Annotated in this window: 17 protein-coding genes and 1 tRNA gene; 7 read left to right on the top strand and 11 right to left on the bottom strand. The window is 54.1% G+C overall.

All coding sequences use genetic code 11. The annotated features are described in order from the left end of the window. Positions 1 to 146 precede the first annotated feature (146 nt). From HMPREF2756_RS03695 to HMPREF2756_RS03655, 9 genes are all read right to left on the bottom strand, one after another. Positions 147 to 650, bottom strand: coding sequence for a hypothetical protein (locus HMPREF2756_RS03695; protein ID WP_246825179.1), 504 nt, complete (start codon positions 648 to 650; stop codon positions 147 to 149). A gap of 238 nt (positions 651 to 888) precedes the next feature. Further along, positions 889 to 1,857, bottom strand: a complete 969-nt coding sequence (locus HMPREF2756_RS03690; protein WP_246825824.1) for a skin secretory protein xP2 (protein APEG) — start codon at positions 1,855 to 1,857, stop codon at positions 889 to 891. Positions 1,858 to 1,961: 104 nt separating this feature from the next. After that, positions 1,962 to 2,708, bottom strand: a complete 747-nt coding sequence (locus HMPREF2756_RS03685) for a hypothetical protein (protein WP_070618433.1) — start codon at positions 2,706 to 2,708, stop codon at positions 1,962 to 1,964. Positions 2,709 to 2,766: 58 nt separating this feature from the next. Next, entirely contained in the window at positions 2,767 to 3,717 is a 951-nt protein-coding gene (locus HMPREF2756_RS03680) for a hypothetical protein (protein WP_070618430.1), read from the bottom strand. 151 nt (positions 3,718 to 3,868) lie between these two features. Beyond that, positions 3,869 to 4,435: a peptidase gene (locus HMPREF2756_RS03675; RefSeq protein WP_246825177.1), complete on the bottom strand. Its 567-nt coding sequence runs from the start codon at positions 4,433 to 4,435 to the stop codon at positions 3,869 to 3,871. Between the two features lie 163 nt (positions 4,436 to 4,598). Next, positions 4,599 to 5,105, bottom strand: coding sequence for an asparaginase domain-containing protein (locus HMPREF2756_RS03670; protein ID WP_048753148.1), 507 nt, complete (start codon positions 5,103 to 5,105; stop codon positions 4,599 to 4,601). 444 nt (positions 5,106 to 5,549) lie between these two features. Then, complete coding sequence (gene uvrA / locus HMPREF2756_RS03665) at positions 5,550 to 8,222, bottom strand: excinuclease ABC subunit UvrA (protein ID WP_070618425.1); 2,673 nt, start codon at positions 8,220 to 8,222, stop codon at positions 5,550 to 5,552. 1,626 nt (positions 8,223 to 9,848) lie between these two features. Further along, on the bottom strand, positions 9,849 to 9,998 hold the full coding sequence (locus HMPREF2756_RS11245; protein WP_168163743.1) for a hypothetical protein: 150 nt from the start codon (positions 9,996 to 9,998) through the stop codon (positions 9,849 to 9,851). 689 nt (positions 9,999 to 10,687) lie between these two features. Then, positions 10,688 to 10,760, bottom strand: a tRNA-Lys gene (locus HMPREF2756_RS03655). A gap of 133 nt (positions 10,761 to 10,893) precedes the next feature. On the opposite strand from HMPREF2756_RS03655, the gene HMPREF2756_RS03650 reads away from it, so the two are divergent. The 6 genes from HMPREF2756_RS03650 (at position 10,894) to HMPREF2756_RS03625 (ending at position 17,597) form a co-directional block, all read left to right on the top strand. Continuing rightward, positions 10,894 to 11,589, top strand: a complete 696-nt coding sequence (locus HMPREF2756_RS03650) for a hypothetical protein (protein WP_048778856.1) — start codon at positions 10,894 to 10,896, stop codon at positions 11,587 to 11,589. Between the two features lie 333 nt (positions 11,590 to 11,922). Then, positions 11,923 to 12,540: a DUF47 domain-containing protein gene (locus HMPREF2756_RS03645; protein WP_070618418.1), complete on the top strand. Its 618-nt coding sequence runs from the start codon at positions 11,923 to 11,925 to the stop codon at positions 12,538 to 12,540. Continuing rightward, positions 12,540 to 13,541, top strand: a complete 1,002-nt coding sequence (locus HMPREF2756_RS03640) for an inorganic phosphate transporter (RefSeq protein ID WP_070618415.1) — start codon at positions 12,540 to 12,542, stop codon at positions 13,539 to 13,541. The genes HMPREF2756_RS03645 and HMPREF2756_RS03640 overlap by 1 nt, the downstream gene beginning before the upstream one ends. A gap of 128 nt (positions 13,542 to 13,669) precedes the next feature. After that, complete coding sequence (locus HMPREF2756_RS03635; RefSeq protein ID WP_246825176.1) at positions 13,670 to 14,638, top strand: glycosyltransferase family 2 protein; 969 nt, start codon at positions 13,670 to 13,672, stop codon at positions 14,636 to 14,638. Positions 14,639 to 14,646: 8 nt separating this feature from the next. Next, positions 14,647 to 16,185 (top strand): polysaccharide pyruvyl transferase family protein, encoded by a 1,539-nt coding sequence (locus tag HMPREF2756_RS03630; RefSeq protein ID WP_070618409.1) that lies wholly within the window; start codon positions 14,647 to 14,649, stop codon positions 16,183 to 16,185. Between the two features lie 149 nt (positions 16,186 to 16,334). After that, the gene (locus tag HMPREF2756_RS03625; RefSeq protein ID WP_070618406.1) at positions 16,335 to 17,597 is read left to right on the top strand and encodes an FUSC family protein; all 1,263 of its coding nucleotides are present in this window, start codon (positions 16,335 to 16,337) and stop codon (positions 17,595 to 17,597) included. Positions 17,598 to 17,764: 167 nt separating this feature from the next. Here the strand turns inward: HMPREF2756_RS03625 and HMPREF2756_RS03620 are convergent, their stop codons facing one another. Continuing rightward, entirely contained in the window at positions 17,765 to 18,412 is a 648-nt protein-coding gene (locus tag HMPREF2756_RS03620) for a TetR/AcrR family transcriptional regulator (protein ID WP_070618403.1), read from the bottom strand. 77 nt (positions 18,413 to 18,489) lie between these two features. Between HMPREF2756_RS03620 and HMPREF2756_RS03615 the strand changes: the two genes are divergently transcribed. Next, positions 18,490 to 19,902, top strand: coding sequence for a DHA2 family efflux MFS transporter permease subunit (locus HMPREF2756_RS03615; protein WP_048778846.1), 1,413 nt, complete (start codon positions 18,490 to 18,492; stop codon positions 19,900 to 19,902). A gap of 104 nt (positions 19,903 to 20,006) precedes the next feature. Here HMPREF2756_RS03615 and radA read toward each other — a convergent pair whose 3' ends face one another. Next, on the bottom strand, positions 20,007 to 21,434 hold the full coding sequence (gene radA / locus HMPREF2756_RS03610; protein WP_048778845.1) for a DNA repair protein RadA: 1,428 nt from the start codon (positions 21,432 to 21,434) through the stop codon (positions 20,007 to 20,009). Between the last annotated feature and the right edge of the window lie 68 nt (positions 21,435 to 21,502).

The following is a 21,502-nucleotide window of genomic DNA, read 5'->3' as shown; positions in this document are numbered from 1 at the left end:
CGTATTCCATATGTGGAATATTTCTCAGCAGGTTTTCTGCGATATACAAAAGGTACCGCACCAGAGCAGAAAACATCTGGCACAGCACCCTCAAAATACTCTCTCACCTGTATATATTCCAGATAAAGAATATATTGTGGGGTGGTTTAGAACATCAGGGAATCCTCACGCTGCTCGGCACGCCATAGGCTTCGCGCATGCATGTATTCGCGGGCGGCACGGCTCCAGATCAGTCCAAGAGCAATAACGCTCATCACAAGATACGGCATGCCCACATAAAGAGGCACATAAAGCGGCGACGAGTTGGAATCCAAGAGGAACTCTACTTCCTCCATAGGAGCCCCATTAAGACCGGCCATGATAACGCCCACCAGCAAGAGCACAATAAAGGTGCAGAGCATTCCCAACAGCAAGGAGGCAGTCAGCACATACGCAGCCCACCTATGCCCGCGTAAATACGCAAATAACACCACCACATGAAGCGCCATCAGCACGAAGGTAGCCATCATGAAAAATACGAGGGGAAGCTGGTCTTTGAGCGTCAGAAAAGTTTCTGATTCCCAGAGCGACACGCCCTGCAGCGGCACCGTAACAACCCAGACGATATACGAGATCAGAATGTACGCCCACATCCCTATAAATATCGTCATGATGAGGGCTGCCAGAGACACTTGAAGGGGCCTTATAGGCTTGCCCGATATTTTCGACACTAATACCGTGGCCCGATCGTCATGCGGATGCTCTGGCTGGTTTTCCACCCGGGTTTTCCCCTCTCGTACTGGTTTCTAGTGTTAGATTAGCAAGGTTTGCCAGCAAGAGACAGAAACAACACCGCCACGCATGTCATATCGCGTCGCGCAGCGGCGCAGTGAGTCCTTTATATACACCCTAGCGAATACTCAATGTTGGTCGAGCAAGTATCGCGCGCAGAGTATTGAACTTATACAGGGTTACACTCAGCAATGCGATTTCAAGAAGCCATAAAGCGCCCAGTGTGCAGAGCACAATCATGGGATCAAGGCCCAGCGAAATACCATCCCAGTTCAAGACGAGAAGCAAGAATGTGATGGGTGAAAGTACCAGTCCAACACCGATAAAGCAGATCAGTGAAAATATTCCCCACACGGAATATACGGATGCGTCCGAAGCATCTTTAGGCGGACGCGCTAACGGCCATACCTGAACAACGGCGTAGATTGTGATAATCAGCCAGAATCCCCACCCCATATTTGTGGTGTAGCGTGCAATAATAGCGCCTTCAAAAATCCCCAAGAGAGCGAGCACTGCTAACCGGATACCGATGGTGATGTTCAGGGAACGTCGTCGTGCATTTATTGTTTCAAGGCCTACCTGCATTTGAGAGAATGCGCGGCTCAGGTTCTTCGGCGTATATGCCTGATGTGGAATACTATTCCGTCGCGGCGATACATCCTGCTCAACCTCTTGCGAGGTTTGTGATGGGGCAGGTTCTGATGCAGCGGATACTTCCGAAGAACTAGGCGCTGGCGGCGTCGGCGTGGGGGCGGGAATAAAACGTGGGGCAGGCGCATCCTGAGGTGCCTGAGGCTCGGCAGTTTTCGATTTCGTGGCTGCCCGAAGCGCCTGACGAACCGCACCCTGTTTCTTGGGCTGCGGCGACTGTGGAGCTGGTTCCGGCTCCCCCGAATTCTGTCGTGCATGCTCAAGGGCGTATGCGGGCGGCGCTGCCGGAACCGCGTGGCGAATCGGTGCCGTGTAGCGGGTGGGCGCCGCATCCTGACCGGCCGGCGGGGCTTCGTCCCGAGGCGAAGCATCTTCGGCGTTCATGCGGGCAGAAGGAAACGCATCGGCATCATGCACGCGAGATTCGTGATCCACAGCAGTTTCCTCCTCCCCATATATCCTAATCCTAAGGATTTATACGGATTTTCCGACGTATAAATTCCCGAAGCCGCATGAGTTTTTTATCTACGCATACCCTATCACGGTTGGTAGGTATTCTTCGGGGAATATATACCTCGTTTCATGCGCGATGCATACACAACAAATACGATCGAGAAAGCTAAATCAACCGCAGGTGCAACTGTCGCCAGGAGGGCGACTAATGCCCCTCTACCCCCGTTATGTCCCCAGGTCGCCATACTTCCAACTGCTATGAGTAAAACTAGGGCTCCTCCCATAGTTCCCAAGGCTGAAAGTACAATCCCAATAATGTTGATAACGCGCACCATCAGATAATGGCGGTTATTTTTAACGGCTAACCAGCCAAAAATATTGCAGATCATAAAGGCCGCGATAAATATTACTAAAATATACCCAGGTGCAACGACTATACGTTCACGTGCAAGGCATTCATCCTGATTCAACGCCCCTCTGCACGAATCAAACGTGTCATTAATACCTGAAATAATACCCATCGCATACAGGGCAAGAAGCGCGCCTACGCCACCTAGACGCACCAGATATATCGATGCATATTTTCTGATTTCGGAGTTATCAGGACCCGTTGATAATGCACCAGAGTACCCGAAGGTACCAGGCATACCGTACGCTGCGGCTCCGGCAGCATAGGGGTTCTGGGGTTCTGCATAAGCGGGCACACCAGGCTGACCCTGCATTGGATAACCCGCCGACAAGGCAGGGTGCGCTACATGGTGTTCCGCACCCCGACCCGTCAACTGTACATCGGAATTATTGCCAGATACGTTTTCTACCGGCTCGTGAGCCACATTTTACCTTTCACACCAAGAGCACTCGAATGGGGCACGGTGCGGCACCCCGCAGTGGTTATACACCGGGTTTCGTGAAGTAGTCCTTATGGTTCATCCACGAGGCATGCCGGACGAAAATAATCGAGAAAATAAGCTCTGCCACGGGTACTGCCCCAGCCACGAGGAATATGATAAAAATGGCAAGTAATCCCGAGGATCCAAACGCCGTTATCATCGCTATACCGCCCAAGAGCATTAAACCAGCAAGCACAATCCCCAAAGACGAAAGCACAATGCCAATAATGTTAATGACAAGCACCCTCACGTGGTGCTGATTTTTCCTAACGGCAAGCAGCCCAAAAATATGACATATCGGGTACGCGATTAAAATGATAAGGAAAATCGACGCCCCCGTGATTGCTGAGGTGTTATCCTCACGGCATACTCGCTGCGAGTATTCACTCCATGAGTAGCTGCCGGTTCCGCAGTCGCTAAGTTCGATGATCGCACCGATAAGGTTGAAAGTCGTCGCAACAATACCGATCGCAATAAGAGCACCCACAATACACAGGCGCAGCAGGTACATCAGCGAACGTTTGCGGACAATCTCATCGTGCGGGTTTGCCGGATATGCAGTGTACGGGTATGCGGTTGGGCTCGGCACTGCATATCCCGAATATCCGGGTACGACATGCGGATTCGCATAGGGGTTTGGAGGCGTCGATGGACTCGGCGCAGGATAGCCCGGTTGTAACCCGACATACCCTGGCGCTGACGGAGGAGTCTGTTGGTTCTGGGTGTTGCCGGAATTGTTGGGGTTTTGTTTATCCTCGGGTAAGGGATTCGACTTTGCGGTGTGCCCGCTATATTCGTGCTGTGATGCGCTGCCGGTTCCGTCGGTCTTATGTGCGGTGCTGTACCCCGAATGCTCGTCTACAGGCGACGTCGCCGAAGATTCCTGCGGCGCAGTTCTAGATTCCTCAGGCTGACGGGAAGAATCATCGTTTTTCATGGGGTCTGTGCTCATATGTACATCCTCGTTACCGGTAATTTTTGTGTAGCCCGGCGCGCGGGTGCCTCGCTACACCAACGTTGGGTTATGTCATACACTACCACGCTTGCAGGGAGTAACGGCTGCAATCATGGCATGTTGGGGAACGGATAAGCTCAGGAACTCATTATGGCGTATCTGAGTCTGAGCGGTGTGTACTCTGTGCTTCGGTCTTAGTCAGCGTATGGTCGTTGACTGCCTGGTCTTCATCTTCTGACAGTTCGCGAGTCTCTTGAGCTTCACGTTCGGCACGGGAGGGGAACCTGCGGAAGATCAGGAAGACGAATATGAGGGAGCATAAAATCTCGATCACGAAGGACGCCATAATCCAAATGGTCAGAATGGGGTACGAGCCTCCCAGGAGTTTCCATAGTGTTCTTGGCCCGTGAATAAAAACCAAAATATAGGCGAAAAATCCGGTGATGACGGATGCCGCCAAGGCGCTGAGCAGGTTTCCCACCATGACGAGCCCCATAGATTTATTGCGCGCATACGCGACCGCAAACCAGCCGTGCAGAGACAGGTACATGAGGGGAACCGAGCCGATAGGGTCAAGCCCGATAGCCTCGAAAAAATACACCAGCGTCAGTGCAGGCACCACGAGGAAAAGCATGCGGACAAGGTACAGGCGCCGCACGGGTGGCGGCGTGGAACAAGCCTGATCCCAAAAACCCGGGTTATATTGTTCACTCATAGGTACCCTGTCTGCCGCTGGCGTTGTGAAACACTGCCGGAGGCGCCATCGAGAAAGCACTCAATACTACGGTACGAGATGAAACTGAGATAACGCTAGATTTACGCACTGTTTACTGAAGCGTCACCAAGAGCCTGCAGAACGCAGCAAAAATTTCAGTAGTTTATCCCTCAAAAATCCCTCGGGCACGATCCTTACGCACGGTGTGCGCCGGGAAAATTCGGCCGCTCATACTGATGTAAACGCCCGGTTCCAGCAGGTTAAGCGCGGAAATCGCAGCCCCCAGGTTGAACCCCGCATCCGAATGCGCCATGACCGCCGGCTGCATGGCACCGGTCAGCACCACAACCTTTGACCCCAGCTCGGCATGCTCGGCGATGTATCGGGCGGATTCGCTCATCGTGTCGGTCCCGTGGGTGATGAGAACCTGGTCGTGTTCGACCGCGTCGAGGGCGGCAACGAGTTCGGCGCGGTCTTCGTCGGTCATATCCAGGCTGTCTTTGCCGATGAGCGCACGAATATCAAAGCGAATGTCGGTGAGCACTCTCGACAGCACACCGTGCGCGGCAGGCTTGCCAATATCGAGGGTACCCGCCACCGAGTAGAACTTATCGATAGTTCCGCCGGTTGCCAGGATAGTGATAACGTCCGGGTTTTTGATGGTGCTCATGGGCGCGGGCTCCTTAGGGGCTGAAACATCGCCGGGGTATATCTTTGCCCCGGTACCGCATATATTCTAGGGCATTGGAGCGATTTTCTTTACGTTCTGTGGCAAGAATTAGACAGCTACGCTTCACCCACTATCCGTCTAAATTTTAATGCCGGGGAATGCATCTGCTTTTATTATCAGATAAAGCATACAGAAGCATTGCCTAGATATCTCCGGGATACCATCAACGGCGGGTTTTCTAGTGTCATCAGCTGGTCGTCAACAGGAAAACGTATCCTACCGCTCTGCCCGTAGAAGATAACAGTCTCTATCAGTATATTCTTCAGGGCAGCCTCAAGAATCATTAGAGAATATCAGTTACCCAAATCAATACTTCGAGAGATCCTTTCTAGCATCATTTACCAACTACATAGCCAGAAAAAGAACATAGGAATATTAGTTTAATTATTTTAAAACCGTAGCCAAAAACGGCGCTGAAGCACTATCTTCCACCGTGGCCACCTGCTCAGGTGTTCCCGTGGCAACGATCTGACCGCCTCCCTCTCCCGCGCCAGGGCCCATATCAATCACATAATCAGCCGTTGCGATAATTCGCATATCCAACTCGACCATCACTACCGTATTACCAGCATCAACCAAAGTCTGAAGATGCGATATCAAACGGTCAGCATCTGAACAGTGCAGACCGGTAGTGGGTTCATCAAGTACATACAGAGTGTCGCCGCGTTGTGCCCGTTGCAACTCCGTGGCTAGTTTGACGCGCTGTGCCTCACCACCAGATAACTCAGTCGCAGGCTGCCCCAAACGCAGGTAACCCAAGCCGACATCTCTCAACGCAGCCAGTGAACGCGTAACCTCCACTTCGCCGTCGAAAAACCCCAGAGCTTCCTCTACACTCATTTCTAAAATTTGGGACACATTCTTACCACGCCAGAGTATTTCTAAGGTGCTTGACTGGTAGCGGGTACCTTGGCAGTCCGGGCACTTTGTGTACACCGAGGGTAAGAAGAGTAGCTCTACCATCACCGACCCCTCACCTTCGCAGGTGGGACAGCGCCCGCCCGCTACGTTAAAGGAGAATCTGCCTGGTTTGTATCCCCGGCGTTTGGCTTCTGTGGTATCGGCAAAACGACGGCGCACATGGTCAAAGAGCCCTGTATAGGTGGCAATATTGGAACGAGGTGTTCGCCCAATAGGTTTCTGATCGATGGCAACCACGCGGCGTATACCGCTGAAATCACCTTCAACAGTTCCCCTCGTTTCAGGGGCCTGTTCGGCCCTTAAAATTTCATCTCCCTCTACGGGTGTTTCATCTACCTGCACCGTTTTACCTAGTCGATGACCTATCAGTTGAGGTAGGCACTGGCTGACTAAGCTAGATTTCCCCGAGCCTGAAACACCTGTGACGGCAGTGAGAACCCCTAGTGGGATTTGTACATCCACGTTATGAAGATTATTTCGGCTAACTCCAGAAAGTTTTATCCACTGCTCGGGTTTCCGAGGAGTATGCGGTGGGAGCCCACTGCCTCCAAAGAGATAACCGCGTGTAAGAGATTCCTGGACGTGGGCTAAACCATCAACTTCACCGCTGTAAAGGACTCGACCACCATGTTCTCCAGCTCCCGGCCCTACATCCACAATCCAGTCAGCATGTTGCATTACTTCAATAGAATGTTCCACCACAAACAGACTATTTCCCCGTGCTTTGAGTCCGTCAAGAACGTCAAGAAGCGCACGGGTGTCTTGAGGATGTAGACCAGCAGAAGGTTCATCTAATACATAGACCACACCAAAAAGTTCAGACGTCAGCTGAGTAGCTAAGCGCAAACGTTGCAGTTCACCACCGGAAAGGGTAGGAGTCATTCGATCAAGAGAAAGATAGCCTAAGCCGAGGTCGATAATGGGGCGAAGACGCTCAATGAGGCCAGCGGCCAGCCGAGAGGTAGCGGCAAGTTTTTCAACAGGCTGAGGGGGATTTTTATGAGCTTCCGGTTCTGTCTCAGCAACAAGTTCACTTGTGTGACTGCCTGACTCTGTAGCTTCTTCTCCCCTTTTTTGGTGTAAGCTCTGCCCGAGCGTTTCTTTCTCATCTGCCTTCATAGTGATTGTGTGGGAAGCATCTTCAACAGCTTTTTCAAGAAGATTGGTTAGCTCATAGAGAGGGAGCTGGGAGAAATCAGCAATATCTAACCCTGCAAAGGTTACTGAGAGAGCCTCTGGTTTGATGCGTTTGCCGTGGCAGGCTGGGCAAGGGATTGATGTGAGAAACTGCGCTACCTTGCGTTTCATGGAGGCACTTTTAGTATTAGCAAAAGTATCCAGTACATAGCGTTTTGCACCCACGTAGGTGCCGCTATAAGAAGGTTCAACATGTGCTTGTTTAGCCGCTTGAGCCTCAGCAAGTGTCATACGCGAGTAGACCGGTACATGTGGTGTTTCGTCCGTATAAAGAATCCAGTCTCGATCTTTTTTGGGAAGATCTTTCCAGGGGATATCCACATCGTAGCCAAGTGCCACCAATACATCTCGAAGCTGATGACCGTGCCAGGCGGTAGGCCAAGAAGCTATGGCTCGTTCACGGATGGTTTTGGTGGGATCGGGAACCATGTGATCTTCGGGTACTTCATAGACTCTGCCAATTCCATAACATTGAGGGCATGCCCCCTGCGGGGTGTTGGCAGAGAAATCCTCGGCATAGAGCATGCTCTGGTGCTCTGGATATTGGCCGGCGCGTGAATACAACATACGAACCAGGCTTGAGATGGTCGTGATGCTACCAACGGTCGACCGGGAGTTTTGTCCACCTCGCTGTTGTTGCAGGGCTACAGCGGGGGGCATCCCTGTAATGGAATCGACGTCGGGCACTCCCGCTTGATCGATAAGACGGCGGGCATAGGGGGCCACCGACTCTAGATAACGGCGCTGCGATTCTGCATAGAGGGTTCCGAACGCGAGGGAAGATTTACCTGATCCTGACATGCCGGTAAAGACCACGAGAGCATCACGGGGCACAGAAAGATCAACATTGCGCAGGTTATTTTGACGTGCGCCCAATACTTGAACATTTGGCTGGATGTGAGTTTCTTTATTTGTGGTGGATTCGGGTAAATCGCTCATAGATGAATTTGACCAATCGCTTCTGTGTGAGGCACCGGTAGCCTCAAAATCGTTGTGATCTTTTGTCGTTTGCCATTTTACTCCCTATCCCGGCGATTCGTAGACAACGATTTTTTATTCTCTTTCACATGGGGGGGGGTGAAGATCTTGTTCTACCACCTCTATGCTATGGTAAGTTTGCTGAGGAACTAAACGTCCCTTGAGGTTGATAAAACACTCGCTCTCCTGTGAAGTATGTTATTGATCCGCACGGTAGCATTCCTGCCGCTCAGTAATTAATTCTTGAAAAAAAGGAATAGGTAGAGGGGATTAAGATTTCGCTTAATTCCCTCTATTTTTTAAGTCTTACCAATACGAGGTATTAGTTTGAGTGGCTTCAATAAATTTGGCATCAGCCCACACTTCAGACTTGATCTGAGCCACATCACGCATCCGTAAAAGTCTCCTCCGGCCGGTGCATCGCCGAACAATTCCGAAATAATCCCGTCTGAGGGTCAAACAAAGCCTTCGCGTGAGCGTCCCAATGAGTCACCCACCTACCGCCGGAACACAGAACGCACCCATACCCCAAGACGTACCCCAACCTTCTCCGGACCAGGCAAAACCGTCCGCATAAAAGCCTCCACGAACCTCTTCGCCCAGGACATACCCACCTCACACACAACACTGGCAATAGGAAGGAGTAGTTTCCAGAAAACAGCAACCGCAAAAAGCAACCAGCACACAACAGGATGCTCACATAAAACTTCAAAACCTTTCATGAGTCTCTAAATCCTCCCCGCCACCATCGACATCAAAAAAAATTTTCTCGAACACAACAACGCACGCCCAGACCACGACAACATGAATAACTTTCATAAGTAAGTCGGGGATGAACAGGAAAAACGCAACAAGTAGAGTGAAGAACTTTCCCGACCTCAACCCGTAGAGTATCTACTGATACATCCCTTGAACCGTCTACGCTCCACACCCCACAGGTTAGGGTGCTTGTGAGTACTCTGTTCGTGGGGTGCTACAACGGCAATGGAGAACACCAAAACCCTTCTCTGACCCCAAAAAATTCTCGAACAACGGCACCCACCACGAAACGAGGCGCTCAATAATGTATTACGCATGTGGCAAGTAAAAACACGGCACCGCCCGACAAAAAACTTGCAACATCACACCAGCAAGCGGTTCCAAGACACAAAAAAAGGTAGTCACCCCAGGGAAACCGTAGGAGCAACCGCCTCAAAGCTCATATCATATTGAACCCATATGATATGACATGGAAAGGAACAAAATTACTTATGCTTCAACATTCGTAAACCTTATGAAACATTATTTCCTCGCCTTCTGAACCTTAAACCATGCGATTTCGCGGTAGAACGGGTTCTGCGGAGTCACATCCATGAAGGAATCCTGAGCCGATGCCGCATCGTCGTTCATATTGGCGGCACGGTAACGAGTATAAATATAGATAACAGGTTTCCCCTCACTGTTTCCCTGCGCATAACCAACATTTCCAATAATGCTTCCGCCTGTGCGACCTTCAAAGCTGCCAGTTTGTACTTTTTCTTTAGATAACTAAAGTGAAAGAATATCAATAGTTCGAGTTGTTTTCTGTTTCGCTTGTCTAGTATGAAGTCATTCACTGGAAAGATCGTTCCAAACATTCCAAAGCCCAAAAACAACTACAAAGACAACGAATAATACAATGAGGATGATAAAAATACCGAAAATCTTTTCACCAGTGTTTAGCTTTTCATCATCCCGCAAATTACTTTTATTGGTCATGGTTATTTTCCTTTCTTCCGATATTTTTAATATCAAGAAAATATTGACAAGACTAGGCCGAAGAAAATGACCAGAATTTCAAAAGTCGTTCCAATAAAATCATCTAACGTGACTTATGCTTCCCCTTAAGCAGTAGTGATAGTCCCGGTCTCTACCACAGACCGAACGATCGACAGCATCCGCGTAATCAGCTCTATCAGCAATCGTGACCAACAAAAACTTTGGGCTAGGCGGTAAATCCTGTTCGTATGCCCAATTAACCATCCGAAAAGACATTGAATCTATATATCCTCTAAAGGTCTTCTAAAACCGATGTTTCTAAGCCGCTCCTAGAGCTGTCCACGTAGCCGCGTGTGTCAGCTCATCCGGTGCGATCTGTAATCCCCAATCCTGCAAAAAGGATTACATACCGATACATGCGTGCTTGCAAAATCTGCTCGGGTTCTCCTACACAGGCAGGCGTGTCAGACCGGCTTCGAGGAAAACAAAACTTCAGCTTGGATGAGTTATTTACACTTGCTGGTGCGCTTGATCTAACTGTTGGTGATCTCCTTGGAAACAGCATTGTCTCCGCACATGTTCCCGCTCCTTCGTATATAGAAGAAGGCCAAGGACGGATTAAACGAAAAGTCGCCCCGCTCGGCTTCATACCGAAAGGGGCGACATACCAGATTCTTTCTGGTGAAGAGTGCGCCCTGTGGGGCTCGAACCCACGACCTGCGGATTAAAAGTCCGTAGCTCTACCAACTGAGCTAAAGGCGCGCCGTCCCGCGTGAACGCGAAGACATCATCTACTATACACTACAAATCCGTCACGAGTCGCCTTCGCAGATATGATTTTCGTCCGGCTGAATCCTTCGAAAAACTCGTGCCCTTCCCGTTACACTAAACACCTATGGCTCATCGTGCACATCATCGCCCAGTATCTCAGCCCAGCGAAAAGTTTGAGCGTCGCGTTGGCGGTGAAGATCCCGCCGCCCGTGATGAGGCGGCGCATACGTCTGCTCGCATTCTGCTGGAGCGCGGACGCCAAAATTCTGACCCGGAGGTTGCCGCCCGACTCATAGACTTCACTGACGAATACGGTATTGAGGCGCTTGCGCAGCTCTGGTCTCATTCACCCGCGCGTTCCCTCCCCGGAGCGCTATGGCGCATGTATTCCCTGCGCGACATGGTACGACGCTACCCAAAAGCCACCGCACAAGCGTTCTCTACCGGTATGGGTGCCGATTACCGTTCGCATCTGCTGGCGGGGGTGCCAGACCCACCGGGCGCCTCCGAGGTCGTCAAAACGGCGGACAAAATTCTGGCCGGGCTCTACAGCGGCGATATTGATATAGCTCTCGAACGTTTTGCGGCGTTCGCGCGTGTGGTGGCAATGGGACTGCGCCTCAACTATGAGCGTGCAGATATTAGCCGACTGTCCGGTAACCCGCAGGGAGTGCATCCGCCCAGTCATGAGGTTCGCCGCGAAGGCATTGAACGCATGTTCCGCGTGCCCGAACAATACCGAAAGCTCGTGAAAATCGCCGAGGATTTGGAGGCGACCGCCGCGCACTGGCGGGCAAGCGGCGGACTCGAAGCATTGTAGCCCCGCACGGTACTCGCGCGCTATCAAATCCCGGGAAAATACAGGATTCGGAACTGATGCCGGGTGTTCTGCTTAGAGCTCATGTACCTTGACGGAGGCTCGGCGCGGGCGGATAATTTAAGACAAGATGTCGGGTTGCTAATAGGTAGCCCCGGGCTCCAAATCATTTGCCGCTTCGAGCGGCCTTCCGCCGAGAGGCGCTCCCAGCCCGACATCGCTAACGTTCACAGCGGGAAGGCTATCATGCAGCCTTCCCGCTGTTGTATTCTCAAGCCGCCGCGCGGGAAGTATCAGACCCGCGCATCCTAAGCACACCCGCGTTAGACTGTAACTATGTTGCACCGCATCTTTCCACAAGCCAACAGCTCACTCACCTCGCTTGCACAAATCTCGGTGCAGGTGGCGGAGGCGGCGGCGCTCCTCTCCGAAATGGTTGGCTCATCTACCTCCGAATACCCCGAGCTCTTCGACCGCATGCTGGTGCACGAGGCGAACTCGACCGACCTGTTCTTCATGACCCTCACCACCGTGCGAAGCTCATTTGCCACCCCGGTACCCCGCGAAGACCTCTACACGCTGGCCCGCAAACTCACGAACGCGGTCGAAAAGCTCACGAGTGCCGCGCACATCCTTTATCTGCACAAAATTGACGGTTTTGCCCCGCATATTACCGCGATACTCGACATTATCCAGCGGCAGGCGGTGCTGACCGAGGCAGTAATTCCCAAGCTCGCCGATATTAAGGGCCTGGATAACTATTGGATGGATATGCTGCGTATCTCGCGCCAAGCCTTTCGTACCGCCGAAGAATACGATGCAGAACTCGCCGAACGCTTCCCGATGGAACGCTACCGCCGGTACACCAAGTTCATTGCCCAACTGGTTGAGGCGGCAAATGCGATGCGCGGCGTGTCCTCTGAGATCGGGCGTATTATCGTGCAGGAGTCCTAGTGGTTCTGCTCAGTATTCTGTGTGTGGGCGCGTTTCTTTCCGCGATTTTTGTGACCGGCATGCACGATGCCTCCAATGCGATCGCGGTGCCGGTACGCACCCGCACGATGGGCGATACCGCGGCTCTGATTACCGCCGCGCTGTTCAACGGGATCGGCGTGTTTGCGGCGTATCTGCTGATCACCGATATGAGTGTGCCCTGGATTGCCGTTCCCAGCGGGCATTTGGGCCTGCCGGGGCTGACCGCCGCGCTCATTACCGCCGCCTTATGGGGTGTGGCGACCTGGGCCTTACGCATGCCAGCTTCCTCAACGCACGCCCTCATCGGCGCCCTTGCCGGGGTGGCATGGTATGCCCGGGTTGATAGCGAAGGCTCACGGTTTATCCCCGCGATTTTCGATGCCACCCTGCTGCCGCTCCTCTACCTGCCGCCCCTGATTTTCCTCCTCTCCTGGCTTTTAGTGCTCCCGTTTTACCGACTAGCTATCCGTTCTTCACCAAGCAGCGTGAACCGGCATTCGCGTGAGGTGCTGGCAGTGTCGGCATCCGCAATTTCGCTTCTGCACGGTATGCAGACCGGGTACCTGTACCTGTTGGTGCTGCACGTGCTGGGTGCGGTTTTTCCGCTTCCCACGCGGGATCTTCTCCCCTGGCATGTGCTCACTATTGCGCTGGCTCTGGCGGCGGGCACGCTCACAGGTGGGCGGCGCATCGGCTACACCTTCGCCTACCGTATGGTGCGCTTAGACCCGATGCGCGGCGCGGTAGCTCAAGGCACCACGGCTCTTATGCAGGCGCTCGGGTACTTCCTGCTGCAGCTGCCGTTCTCGTCTTCGCACCTGGCGACCGCATCCGCCCTGGGAGCTGGGGTGAATCAGCGGTTTAACTCGGTGAAGCCGAAGATCGTTGCGAACATTATGCTAACCTGGTTTGTCACGCTTCCGGCATGTTTTTTGTGTGCGATCGCCCTCATGATGGCTCTTGATGGCATATTTGGGTAGAATTTTTACCCCTAATGTGGGCTGGAATGCTCGCTTATTCCCGCGCAACTCCGTAGAATTCTAGACAACCCTATATATTTCCGCCCTACGTGCCTTATGCGCAGGCCTTATATATTCTTTGGAGAGCTTTGTTTTCCTCTGTCGCCGTCATTGTACGCACGAAAGATCGCCCGGTCTTTCTCGCACGTGCCCTGCAGAACATCGCCGAGCAACGGTATACGCAATACACCGTGTACGTGGTCGATGACGGCGGAAATCAGGAAGAATCTCAGCAGATTATTGACCGCAGCCCGGTTGCGGCGCAGACCGTTCTTCTTCATGCTGCGGGCGGCAATATGGAAGCGGCCTCTAACGTGGGCGTGCGCTCCAGTGAGTCTACCTATATCGCCATTCACGACGACGATGACCTGTGGGATCCCCAATTCCTGGAACGTACCGTCGCAACCCTTGACGAGACCGGTGCCGATATGTGCGTGGTACGGATTATCGAGCGTTTTGAGCAGCAAACCGAGGACGGTTTTATTGTTCTGAACGAACGCACCTTCCACGAAGATCTGCCCGCGATGGGGCTGCAGTTCCTGTTCCGCACCAACCGCGCGGTTCCGATCGGCGTGCTGTACCGCCGCACCCTGCACGAGAAGGTGGGGTATTTTGATGAGGAACTTCCCGTGGTAGGCGACTGGGAATTCAATATGCGCGCCGCCATGGCCGGTGAAGTTCAGCTTCTAGACGAGCCGCTGGCGTACTGGTGCAAACGCCCCGATGCGACGGGTTCTGCCGCTAATAGCGTGAGCCACGAGCAGCAGCATCGTATTTTTGATGCGCAGGTGCGCGCCAACGCGATCCGTGAAGACCTTGCCGCCGGGGCGCATATCGGGCCCTACCTTTACCAGGCGCACCTGACGAACGAACTTGACGGCCGTCTATTGGAAACTCTAGAGGCGCTTCAAGACGTTCAGGAACGTTTGGAACGTCTCGAAACTATGCAGCAGGAACAGTGTGAGCGGCTGCACCGCATGGAGCGGGCGATGTCGTGGAGTGGCAAACTTTCGCGTTTGCGTGCCGTTTTTTCGCCTAAAGATTCATCAAGCAAATAGGTACGCATATGACTCGTGTTCTTGTTGTCGGCGATATTGGCCAGCCCGTTTACCATGTGGGGGACGAGGCCATGACGATCAGCACCGCCGAATACCTGGCGGATGCAGGAATGCAGGTTATTTTAGCAACCCGTGATGCCGAGCAGAGCAAGCGTTATCTGGGGGCCGGGGGTTCGTCTGCATACGAATATATGCCGTTTTTGCTGTTCCCGTGGGCGCCTGCCGAGCGTGAGATCACGTTGGAACGCCTCGAAGAGTTTCTTGTGAGCGGCGTTATGCCGAATCTGCCCGATTTTTGCCCGTCGGCGCAGCAGATCCGCGATTTTGTAGAGGGTATTCAATCGGTGGATGCGGTCGTCATTTCCGGCGGCGGCAACCTGAATTCGCGCTACGGCTGGCTGCTGTATGAGCGCGCCGCTATCGCACTGGTGGCACAGTATGCGAAGATTCCGGTCTTTGTGTCCGGGCAGTCGATTGGTCCCGTGCTTTCCCCGCGCGATGAGGAAGTTCTGCTGCGTATGCTGCGTTCGGCAGCCTCGGTGGCGGTGCGCGAGCGCAGCTCCTACGAGTGGTGCCGCGAGCACGATCTTAAGGCGCTTGCGGGTGTGGATGATGCCAGCGACTACCGGGCGCATACCCCCGAGATAACGCTCGACTATGCCGATGCGAGAGTTGAGGTTCCTGAGCTTCCCAAGCGTTATGTGTGCGTGACGGTGCACGAGGTTTCGGGGAGCAAAGTACACGAACTAGCCGCTTTATTAGACAAGATTTACGCCGAATATGGGCTGGCGGCGGTCTTCCTGGGGCATATGGGCGACCCAGCGTCGGAGGGCGGGCGCACCGGTGACTATCGGGCGCATGAACTGGTTGCCGCATCCATGACATCCCCTGCGGCGGTGATACCGATTCTGCACGCGAATGCGACGGTGCGCATCCATCAGGGTGCCGCGTTGAATATTACCGACCGGTACCATCCCGCGGTCTTTAGCCTTAGCGCTGGTATTCCTGCGGTTGCGCTGGTGCCCGATGCGTTTACTGAGATGCGGATTTGCGGGGTCATGGGGCATTACGGGATGCAGAATTTTATGACTCCGCTTCATATGCTCGGCACCGACATTCCCGAGAAGCTCATTGCGTCTGCGCTCTCGCTCAGCAGGGGGCAACGCCAAGAGCTGCGGGTGCAGCATGAGGCAGTGACCGCGCTGCTTCACGCGTGGCGTGAGTATATTGCGGCCTCTGTGCGCGGGGAGAGGCAGGCGCATATGCCGGAGGGTATTTCTGCGGCTGCGGCGATTCCCGCCATGGAACCGTCCCTAGAGGCGATTAACAATGCGGTGCGTGAGCTTTTGCTGAAGACTTCGTTGGCCGAGGGCACCGAGTGGGCACTTTCGGATCGCATGCACTCGTGGGAAGCGCATATGCGGGGTGAGTTTGAGCGTGCCGAGGATGAGCTGCAGGCGTTGAAGCGTTCGCGGATGGTGCGGGCGGCGCATCGCACCAGTCGGCAGGTGCAGGCGATGCGGCATATTGGGAGCCGGTTCCGGTAGCCTTACCGTCCCTAACCTCTTTTAAAAAAGCGCCTTGCCAAACATCAGAGATCCCGCTTTATTTCGAATGAGGAGCCTTTTGATGCATATCATCCAAGGGCACAAAGGACCCGCAGCGGCACAATTTCAGGGCGGGTAGACTAGACACTATGGCACACGCATCCATGAAGGAACAATTCTTAAACTATGTCCGCGCCGGGGCTCACCGCGTTCGGGCGGGATTTTTTCAGTCTATTCAGATCACGATTGCTTCGATGGGGGCGTATCTTTTTGCGGAGCGGGTGCTGGGGCATGAGGAACCTATTTTTGCAGCGGTCGCGGCGCTGGTGTCACTCGGATACGTGAGCGGCTCTACCCATTCGCGGCGCATTCTGGAGGTTTCGTTCGGGGTGAGCCTGGGTATTCTGATTGGCGATCTGTTTTTGCAGATGCTCGGGCGCGGCATCTGGCAGGCCGCACTTGCTCTGTTTATTTCGGTACTTCTGGCCAGGTTCTTAGATAACGGTATTATTTTTACGATTCAGCTCAGTTTTCAGGCCTGCCTGGTGATTCTGTTGCCGCCAACCTCGGATTTGCCGTTTACCCGCAGCCTTGACGGCGTGATCGGCGGTGTTGCGGCGTTCCTCATGATGTTTTTGATGCCTAAAGACCCGCGAAATGGGTCACGTCAGCGTGCCGAGGCTCTTATGAGCGCTTTCTCGGATGTCTTCTTTCTGGCGGCAAAGGCGATTCGCCGGTACAACTACGATCAGGCGTATCAGAGCCTGCAGGATTCGCGTAAACTTCAGCCACTGTATGAGGCGAGTAAGAACGATTTGGTGACGGCGCGCGGTATGGCGCAGCTTTCGTGGGCGGGGAAGAAGACCCGAATCGAGCTTGATCGACTGGCGCAGACTCTCGGGGCTATCGATTTGGCGATTCGTAATACCCGCGTGTTTAACCGGCGTATGGCATCCACGATTGCGCATGTGCATCTGCGCCCGAAGGCTCTTGAAAAGCTTTCGGCGGCGCTCGAAGAGCTGGCGCTTGCCGCCCAGAGCACGGGACTGGGTATGTATTCCAGTACCGAACATGAGCGTGAACACTATATGGAGGTTGCCCGCGAGCGCCTGATTTCTCTCGCCGAGACTCTGGAACCGAAGCATCTGGGGGTAGAAACCTTTGAGGGCGAGTCGCTGGTGCTTATGCTGAGGCTTATAACCGTGGATATGTTGGAGGCTACCGGTATGGATCATGAGGATGCGTCCGCCATGCTGGTGCCGCTGGGCGAGGCCGTGATGGAACATGCGCCGCGTACCTCCGAGATTCCGATTGTGCAGGCTGATGTTGTGGGGGCTCAGGAGGAGGATTTGCGCACCCGCACCGTTAATATCATGCTGCGCGATGAAGACTTCGAAGAGGGGCTGGGGTAGGTCTTTCCTGCTCGTATCGTGTGGCTGATGATGTGCGTCTAATCCCCATGAGATCCGTCTATAAAACCCGACCATGAGACCCGTGAGCAGATAGTATTTCGGCGAGCAGATAGCAATTCGTTATCTGCTCGCCGAAATACTATCTGCTCGCGCATATGAGACACGTTTTATGATGATGTGCGTCCCCGTGCTGCAGGAGGCAGCGGTGTGTGGTGTTTGGCGAGTTCCGCCAGGCTTTCGGCTTCCTCCTGCGTGAATGTGCATGCCAAGAATCCTTGTATATCGGGGTCGGTCTTCATGACATCGGTTAATCGCATCCCTAAAACCGTGTTGATGAGCATACCTTTTGCCAAGAACTTTTCGGTTGCTTTAGGGCTCATCCCTATTTCGTGGTGCAGTACTCGGTATATACGCATAAATTCGTCGCGAGCGAGCTGACCAAACCGCTCATGATGCCCCATCGTGAAGAGATGCATCATGGTCAGCAGAATTCCCCGGTCAGCTACAAGTTTTACGTAGGCATGCCCCATCTCCCTCAAGAGTTCCTGAGGGTTTTCTACGCCTTGAGCAGCTGTGCGAAATACTTCAATAGTTTTATCAACAGCACGGCTGGCTGTTTCTGCGAAAAGATTTTCTTTAGAACCGAAGGTACGCACAATATATGCTTGGCTTACTCCAGCTGCTTTGGCAACGGCGTCCGTAGTAGTTCCGGCGTAGCCGCGCTCACCAAAGACGATGCTGGCGGCGTTTAGCATCTGTTCACGACGCTCGGTGGCGGGGAGTCGTTGCCCAGGTGCAGGTTTTTTCTCAGCCATATTGACATGTTATCACCCGATAACCTAGCTTTAAGTAATCAATTGATTACTTAAAGCTAGACGAAACGGACCTTCCCATGCAACAGACTCAACAGGCAGAAAAACCCCGTACTCACCCCGCATGGCTCATCATCATCTCGCTGTCCATTCCTATGTTTATGGCTTCCCTCGATAACCTCGTCGTCACCAATGCCCTTCCAGTCATTCGGGCAGATCTGGGAGCCACGCTGGAAGAGCTCACCTGGACAGTAAACGCCTACACCCTGACCTTTGCATCCTGCATTCTCATGTCCTCAGCGCTGGCAGACCGGTTTGGACGCCGCAGCGTCTTCCTACTTGGAGTCTCTATATTTACTGCCTCCTCTGCATGGTGCGGTATCAGTGATAATATCGGCGCCCTCATCACGGCCCGTACTCTTCAAGGAATCGGCGGCTCTGCCGTTATGCCTCTTTCCCTTGCATTGCTGAGCACTTCCGTACCCGAGCGGCTACGTGCTACTGCTATTGGTATTTGGGGAGGAGTCGCTGGACTCGGTGTAGCACTCGGCCCCCTTATCGGCGGCGCTGTAGTAGAAGGCATGAACTGGCACGCAATTTTCTGGATTAACGTACCATTCGGGTTGCTCTGTATCCCCCTGGTATGGATCACAATCCCGGAATCCCGTGGTCGCCCCGAACCGCTTGATTTCCCTGGGCTGGCCCTCGTGGGGATAGGGCTGTTCGGTATAACTTACGGCATCGTGCGTGGAAACGAAGCTGGATGGACTAGCATGGAAGTTCTCACCGCCCTAATCGGTGGAGTACTCATCCTAGTCTCTTTCATCTGGTGGGAATCACGCGCCGCCGCACCGCTGCTTCCGCTGCGTCTCTTTAGCAACCGAAGTTTCAGTATGGCGAATATTGTGGGGTTCCTCTTTTTCTTCGGTATCTTTGGGGTTGTTTTTATCTTGATTCAGTTCTTGCAGGTGGTCCAAGGGGCAAGCCCACTTGAAGCCGGGCTGATGACCATGCCATGGACTCTTGCGCCCCTCGTTGTTTCACCGCTTACAGGACTGCTGACATCTAGGATCGGCACGCGCCTGGTGATTGCGGTCGGCATGGCGCTCATGAGTATTGGGCTGTTCTGGAGCGGTGCAATCCTCGATCCCAGTGTTGAATACATCCACTTTGTACCTCCCTTCATGGCTGCCGGTGTGGGTATGGGCATGGTTTTTGCTCCCATCGCCACCGCAACCCTGCAAGGTATGGCACCTGAAGACAGGGCAACCGCCTCGGGAACTAATATGACCGTGCGGCAAATAGGAATCGCGCTGGGGATTGCCACTCTCACCGCAATTTTTACGGCCCTTGACGGCGTCCTCAGTCCCACAGGGTTTACGGATGCAGCTTCCCCAGCCATTTTGACCGGTGCGGCAGTAATGATGCTGGGAACTTTTGCTGCCTTTTTCCTCCCCAAGCATGTGCGTGCGGAAGAGAAAGTGCAGAGCTAACCTCCTAGCCTACGCGAGCAGATAGTATTTCGGCGAGCAGATAGTAATTCGTTATCTGCTCGCCGAAATACTCTGCTCACGGTTCGCATCACGATGTGCGGCAGTTATTTATCCTGCGGGAAGAGCAGGTTCAGCGCCTCGCCTAAGGTGGCGACCTCTCGCACGGTCACCCCATCGGGCACCTGCCCCACGCCCGTTGGGGATGCGGGCACCAGCACATGCGTGAACCCCAGCCTGCCAACCTCGGCAATACGCTGGCGAATACCCGGCACAGCACGCACCTCCCCCGCCAGGCCAACCTCGCCAAACACCGCGAGTTTACGCGGCAGCGGCTTATTCTGCGCGGCCGATGCCAGCGCCATCACGCACGCCAGATCGGCGGCAGGCTCAGAGATTTTGGCACCTCCCACCGTGGAAACATAGCAGTCGAGTTTGCCCACGTTCAGCCCGGCGCGGCGCTGCAAAACCGCCAAAAGCATCTGGATGCGCGCCGAATCCAACCCCGCCACCGTGCGCCTGGGCGCGGGTGCCACCGCTTGATCCAACAGCGCCTGGACTTCGGCAAGGAGCGGGCGGCGCCCCTCCATTGTCACGGTCACGCAGGTTCCCGCCACCGGATGCGGCGTGCGCGAAACGAACATGCCGGACGGGTCGAGCACGGGTGCGATCCCATCCTCGTGCATATCGAAACAACCGACCTCATCGGTGGGCCCGTACCGGTTTTTGATAGCGCGCAGCATACGAATATTGGAGTGTTTATCACCCTCGAACTGGCACACCACATCGACCAGGTGTTCCAACAGACGCGGCCCAGCGATCGTGCCTTCCTTGGTCACATGCCCCACCAACAGGGTACACATATTGCGTGCTTTCGCGGCGGCAATCAGCGATGCGGCAACCTCCCTCACCTGCGTAACACCCCCGGCGCTGCCCTCAACATCTGCGGACGCAAGGGTCTGCACCGAGTCGATCACCAGCATCGCCGGGTCTACCTGCTCAATATGCGCCAGCGCGGTCCCCAGGTCGGTTTCACTCGTCAAGTACAGGGTGTCGGCGACGGCGTGGATGCGGTCCGCACGCAGCTTAACCTGCGCGGCGGATTCCTCACCGGTCACATACAGCACGTCGCGGGTTTTCGCTCGGGCACGCTCGGCGGCGGGGGTTCGCGGGGTGTATCCGCGCGCGAAGGTGGCGGCAACATCCAACAGCAGGGTGGATTTGCCCACGCCGGGTTCGCCTGCCATCAGAATCACGGCACCGGGCACCAGTCCCCCGCCGAGCACCCGGTCAAATTCGGGGTTGCCGGTGCTCATATAGGCGGCGACGGTCGAGTCTACCTCGCCGATCACCTGCGCCGGTTTCTGCACGCTGGATGCGGTACGGGTACGCGCCACGGTACCCCCGGCGGCTTCCTCAACAGAGCCCCAGGTTTGGCATTCACCGCATCGGCCCACCCATTTGGCGGTGGTCCAGCCGCATTCAGTACAGCGGTAGGCGGGGGTTCCTTTAGTGGTTTTTGTGCGTGCAGCCATGGTTTTTATTGTACGGGCGACCCTGACGTTTTAAACACCTAGGTCGTCAAAAGCCGAAGAAGAGAATA

Source organism: Rothia sp. HMSC067H10 (assembly GCF_001810635.1).
Lineage (GTDB): Bacteria > Actinomycetota > Actinomycetes > Actinomycetales > Micrococcaceae > Rothia > Rothia dentocariosa.
Note: the sequence above shows the minus strand (reverse complement) of the source record. Positions and strands in the feature narration are given on the sequence as shown.

Bases quoted from the DNA above. Each gene is read 5' to 3' on its own strand.
- HMPREF2756_RS03680 (WP_070618430.1), bottom strand. From the start codon at position 3,717: ATGAGCACAGACCCCATGAAAAACGATGATTCTTCCCGTCAGCCTGAG.
- HMPREF2756_RS03625 (WP_070618406.1), top strand. From the start codon at position 16,335: ATGGCACACGCATCCATGAAGGAACAATTCTTAAACTATGTCCGCGCC.
- uvrA (WP_070618425.1), bottom strand. From the start codon at position 8,222: ATGAGCGATTTACCCGAATCCACCACAAATAAAGAAACTCACATCCAG.
- HMPREF2756_RS03645 (WP_070618418.1), top strand. From the start codon at position 11,923: ATGTTGCACCGCATCTTTCCACAAGCCAACAGCTCACTCACCTCGCTT.
- radA (WP_048778845.1), bottom strand. From the start codon at position 21,434: ATGGCTGCACGCACAAAAACCACTAAAGGAACCCCCGCCTACCGCTGT.
- HMPREF2756_RS03675 (WP_246825177.1), bottom strand. From the start codon at position 4,435: ATGAGTGAACAATATAACCCGGGTTTTTGGGATCAGGCTTGTTCCACG.
- HMPREF2756_RS03670 (WP_048753148.1), bottom strand. From the start codon at position 5,105: ATGAGCACCATCAAAAACCCGGACGTTATCACTATCCTGGCAACCGGC.
- HMPREF2756_RS03615 (WP_048778846.1), top strand. From the start codon at position 18,490: ATGCAACAGACTCAACAGGCAGAAAAACCCCGTACTCACCCCGCATGG.
- HMPREF2756_RS03620 (WP_070618403.1), bottom strand. From the start codon at position 18,412: ATGGCTGAGAAAAAACCTGCACCTGGGCAACGACTCCCCGCCACCGAG.
- HMPREF2756_RS03695 (WP_246825179.1), bottom strand. From the start codon at position 650: ATGACGATATTTATAGGGATGTGGGCGTACATTCTGATCTCGTATATC.
- HMPREF2756_RS03650 (WP_048778856.1), top strand. From the start codon at position 10,894: ATGGCTCATCGTGCACATCATCGCCCAGTATCTCAGCCCAGCGAAAAG.
- HMPREF2756_RS03630 (WP_070618409.1), top strand. From the start codon at position 14,647: ATGACTCGTGTTCTTGTTGTCGGCGATATTGGCCAGCCCGTTTACCAT.
- HMPREF2756_RS11245 (WP_168163743.1), bottom strand. From the start codon at position 9,998: ATGACCAATAAAAGTAATTTGCGGGATGATGAAAAGCTAAACACTGGT.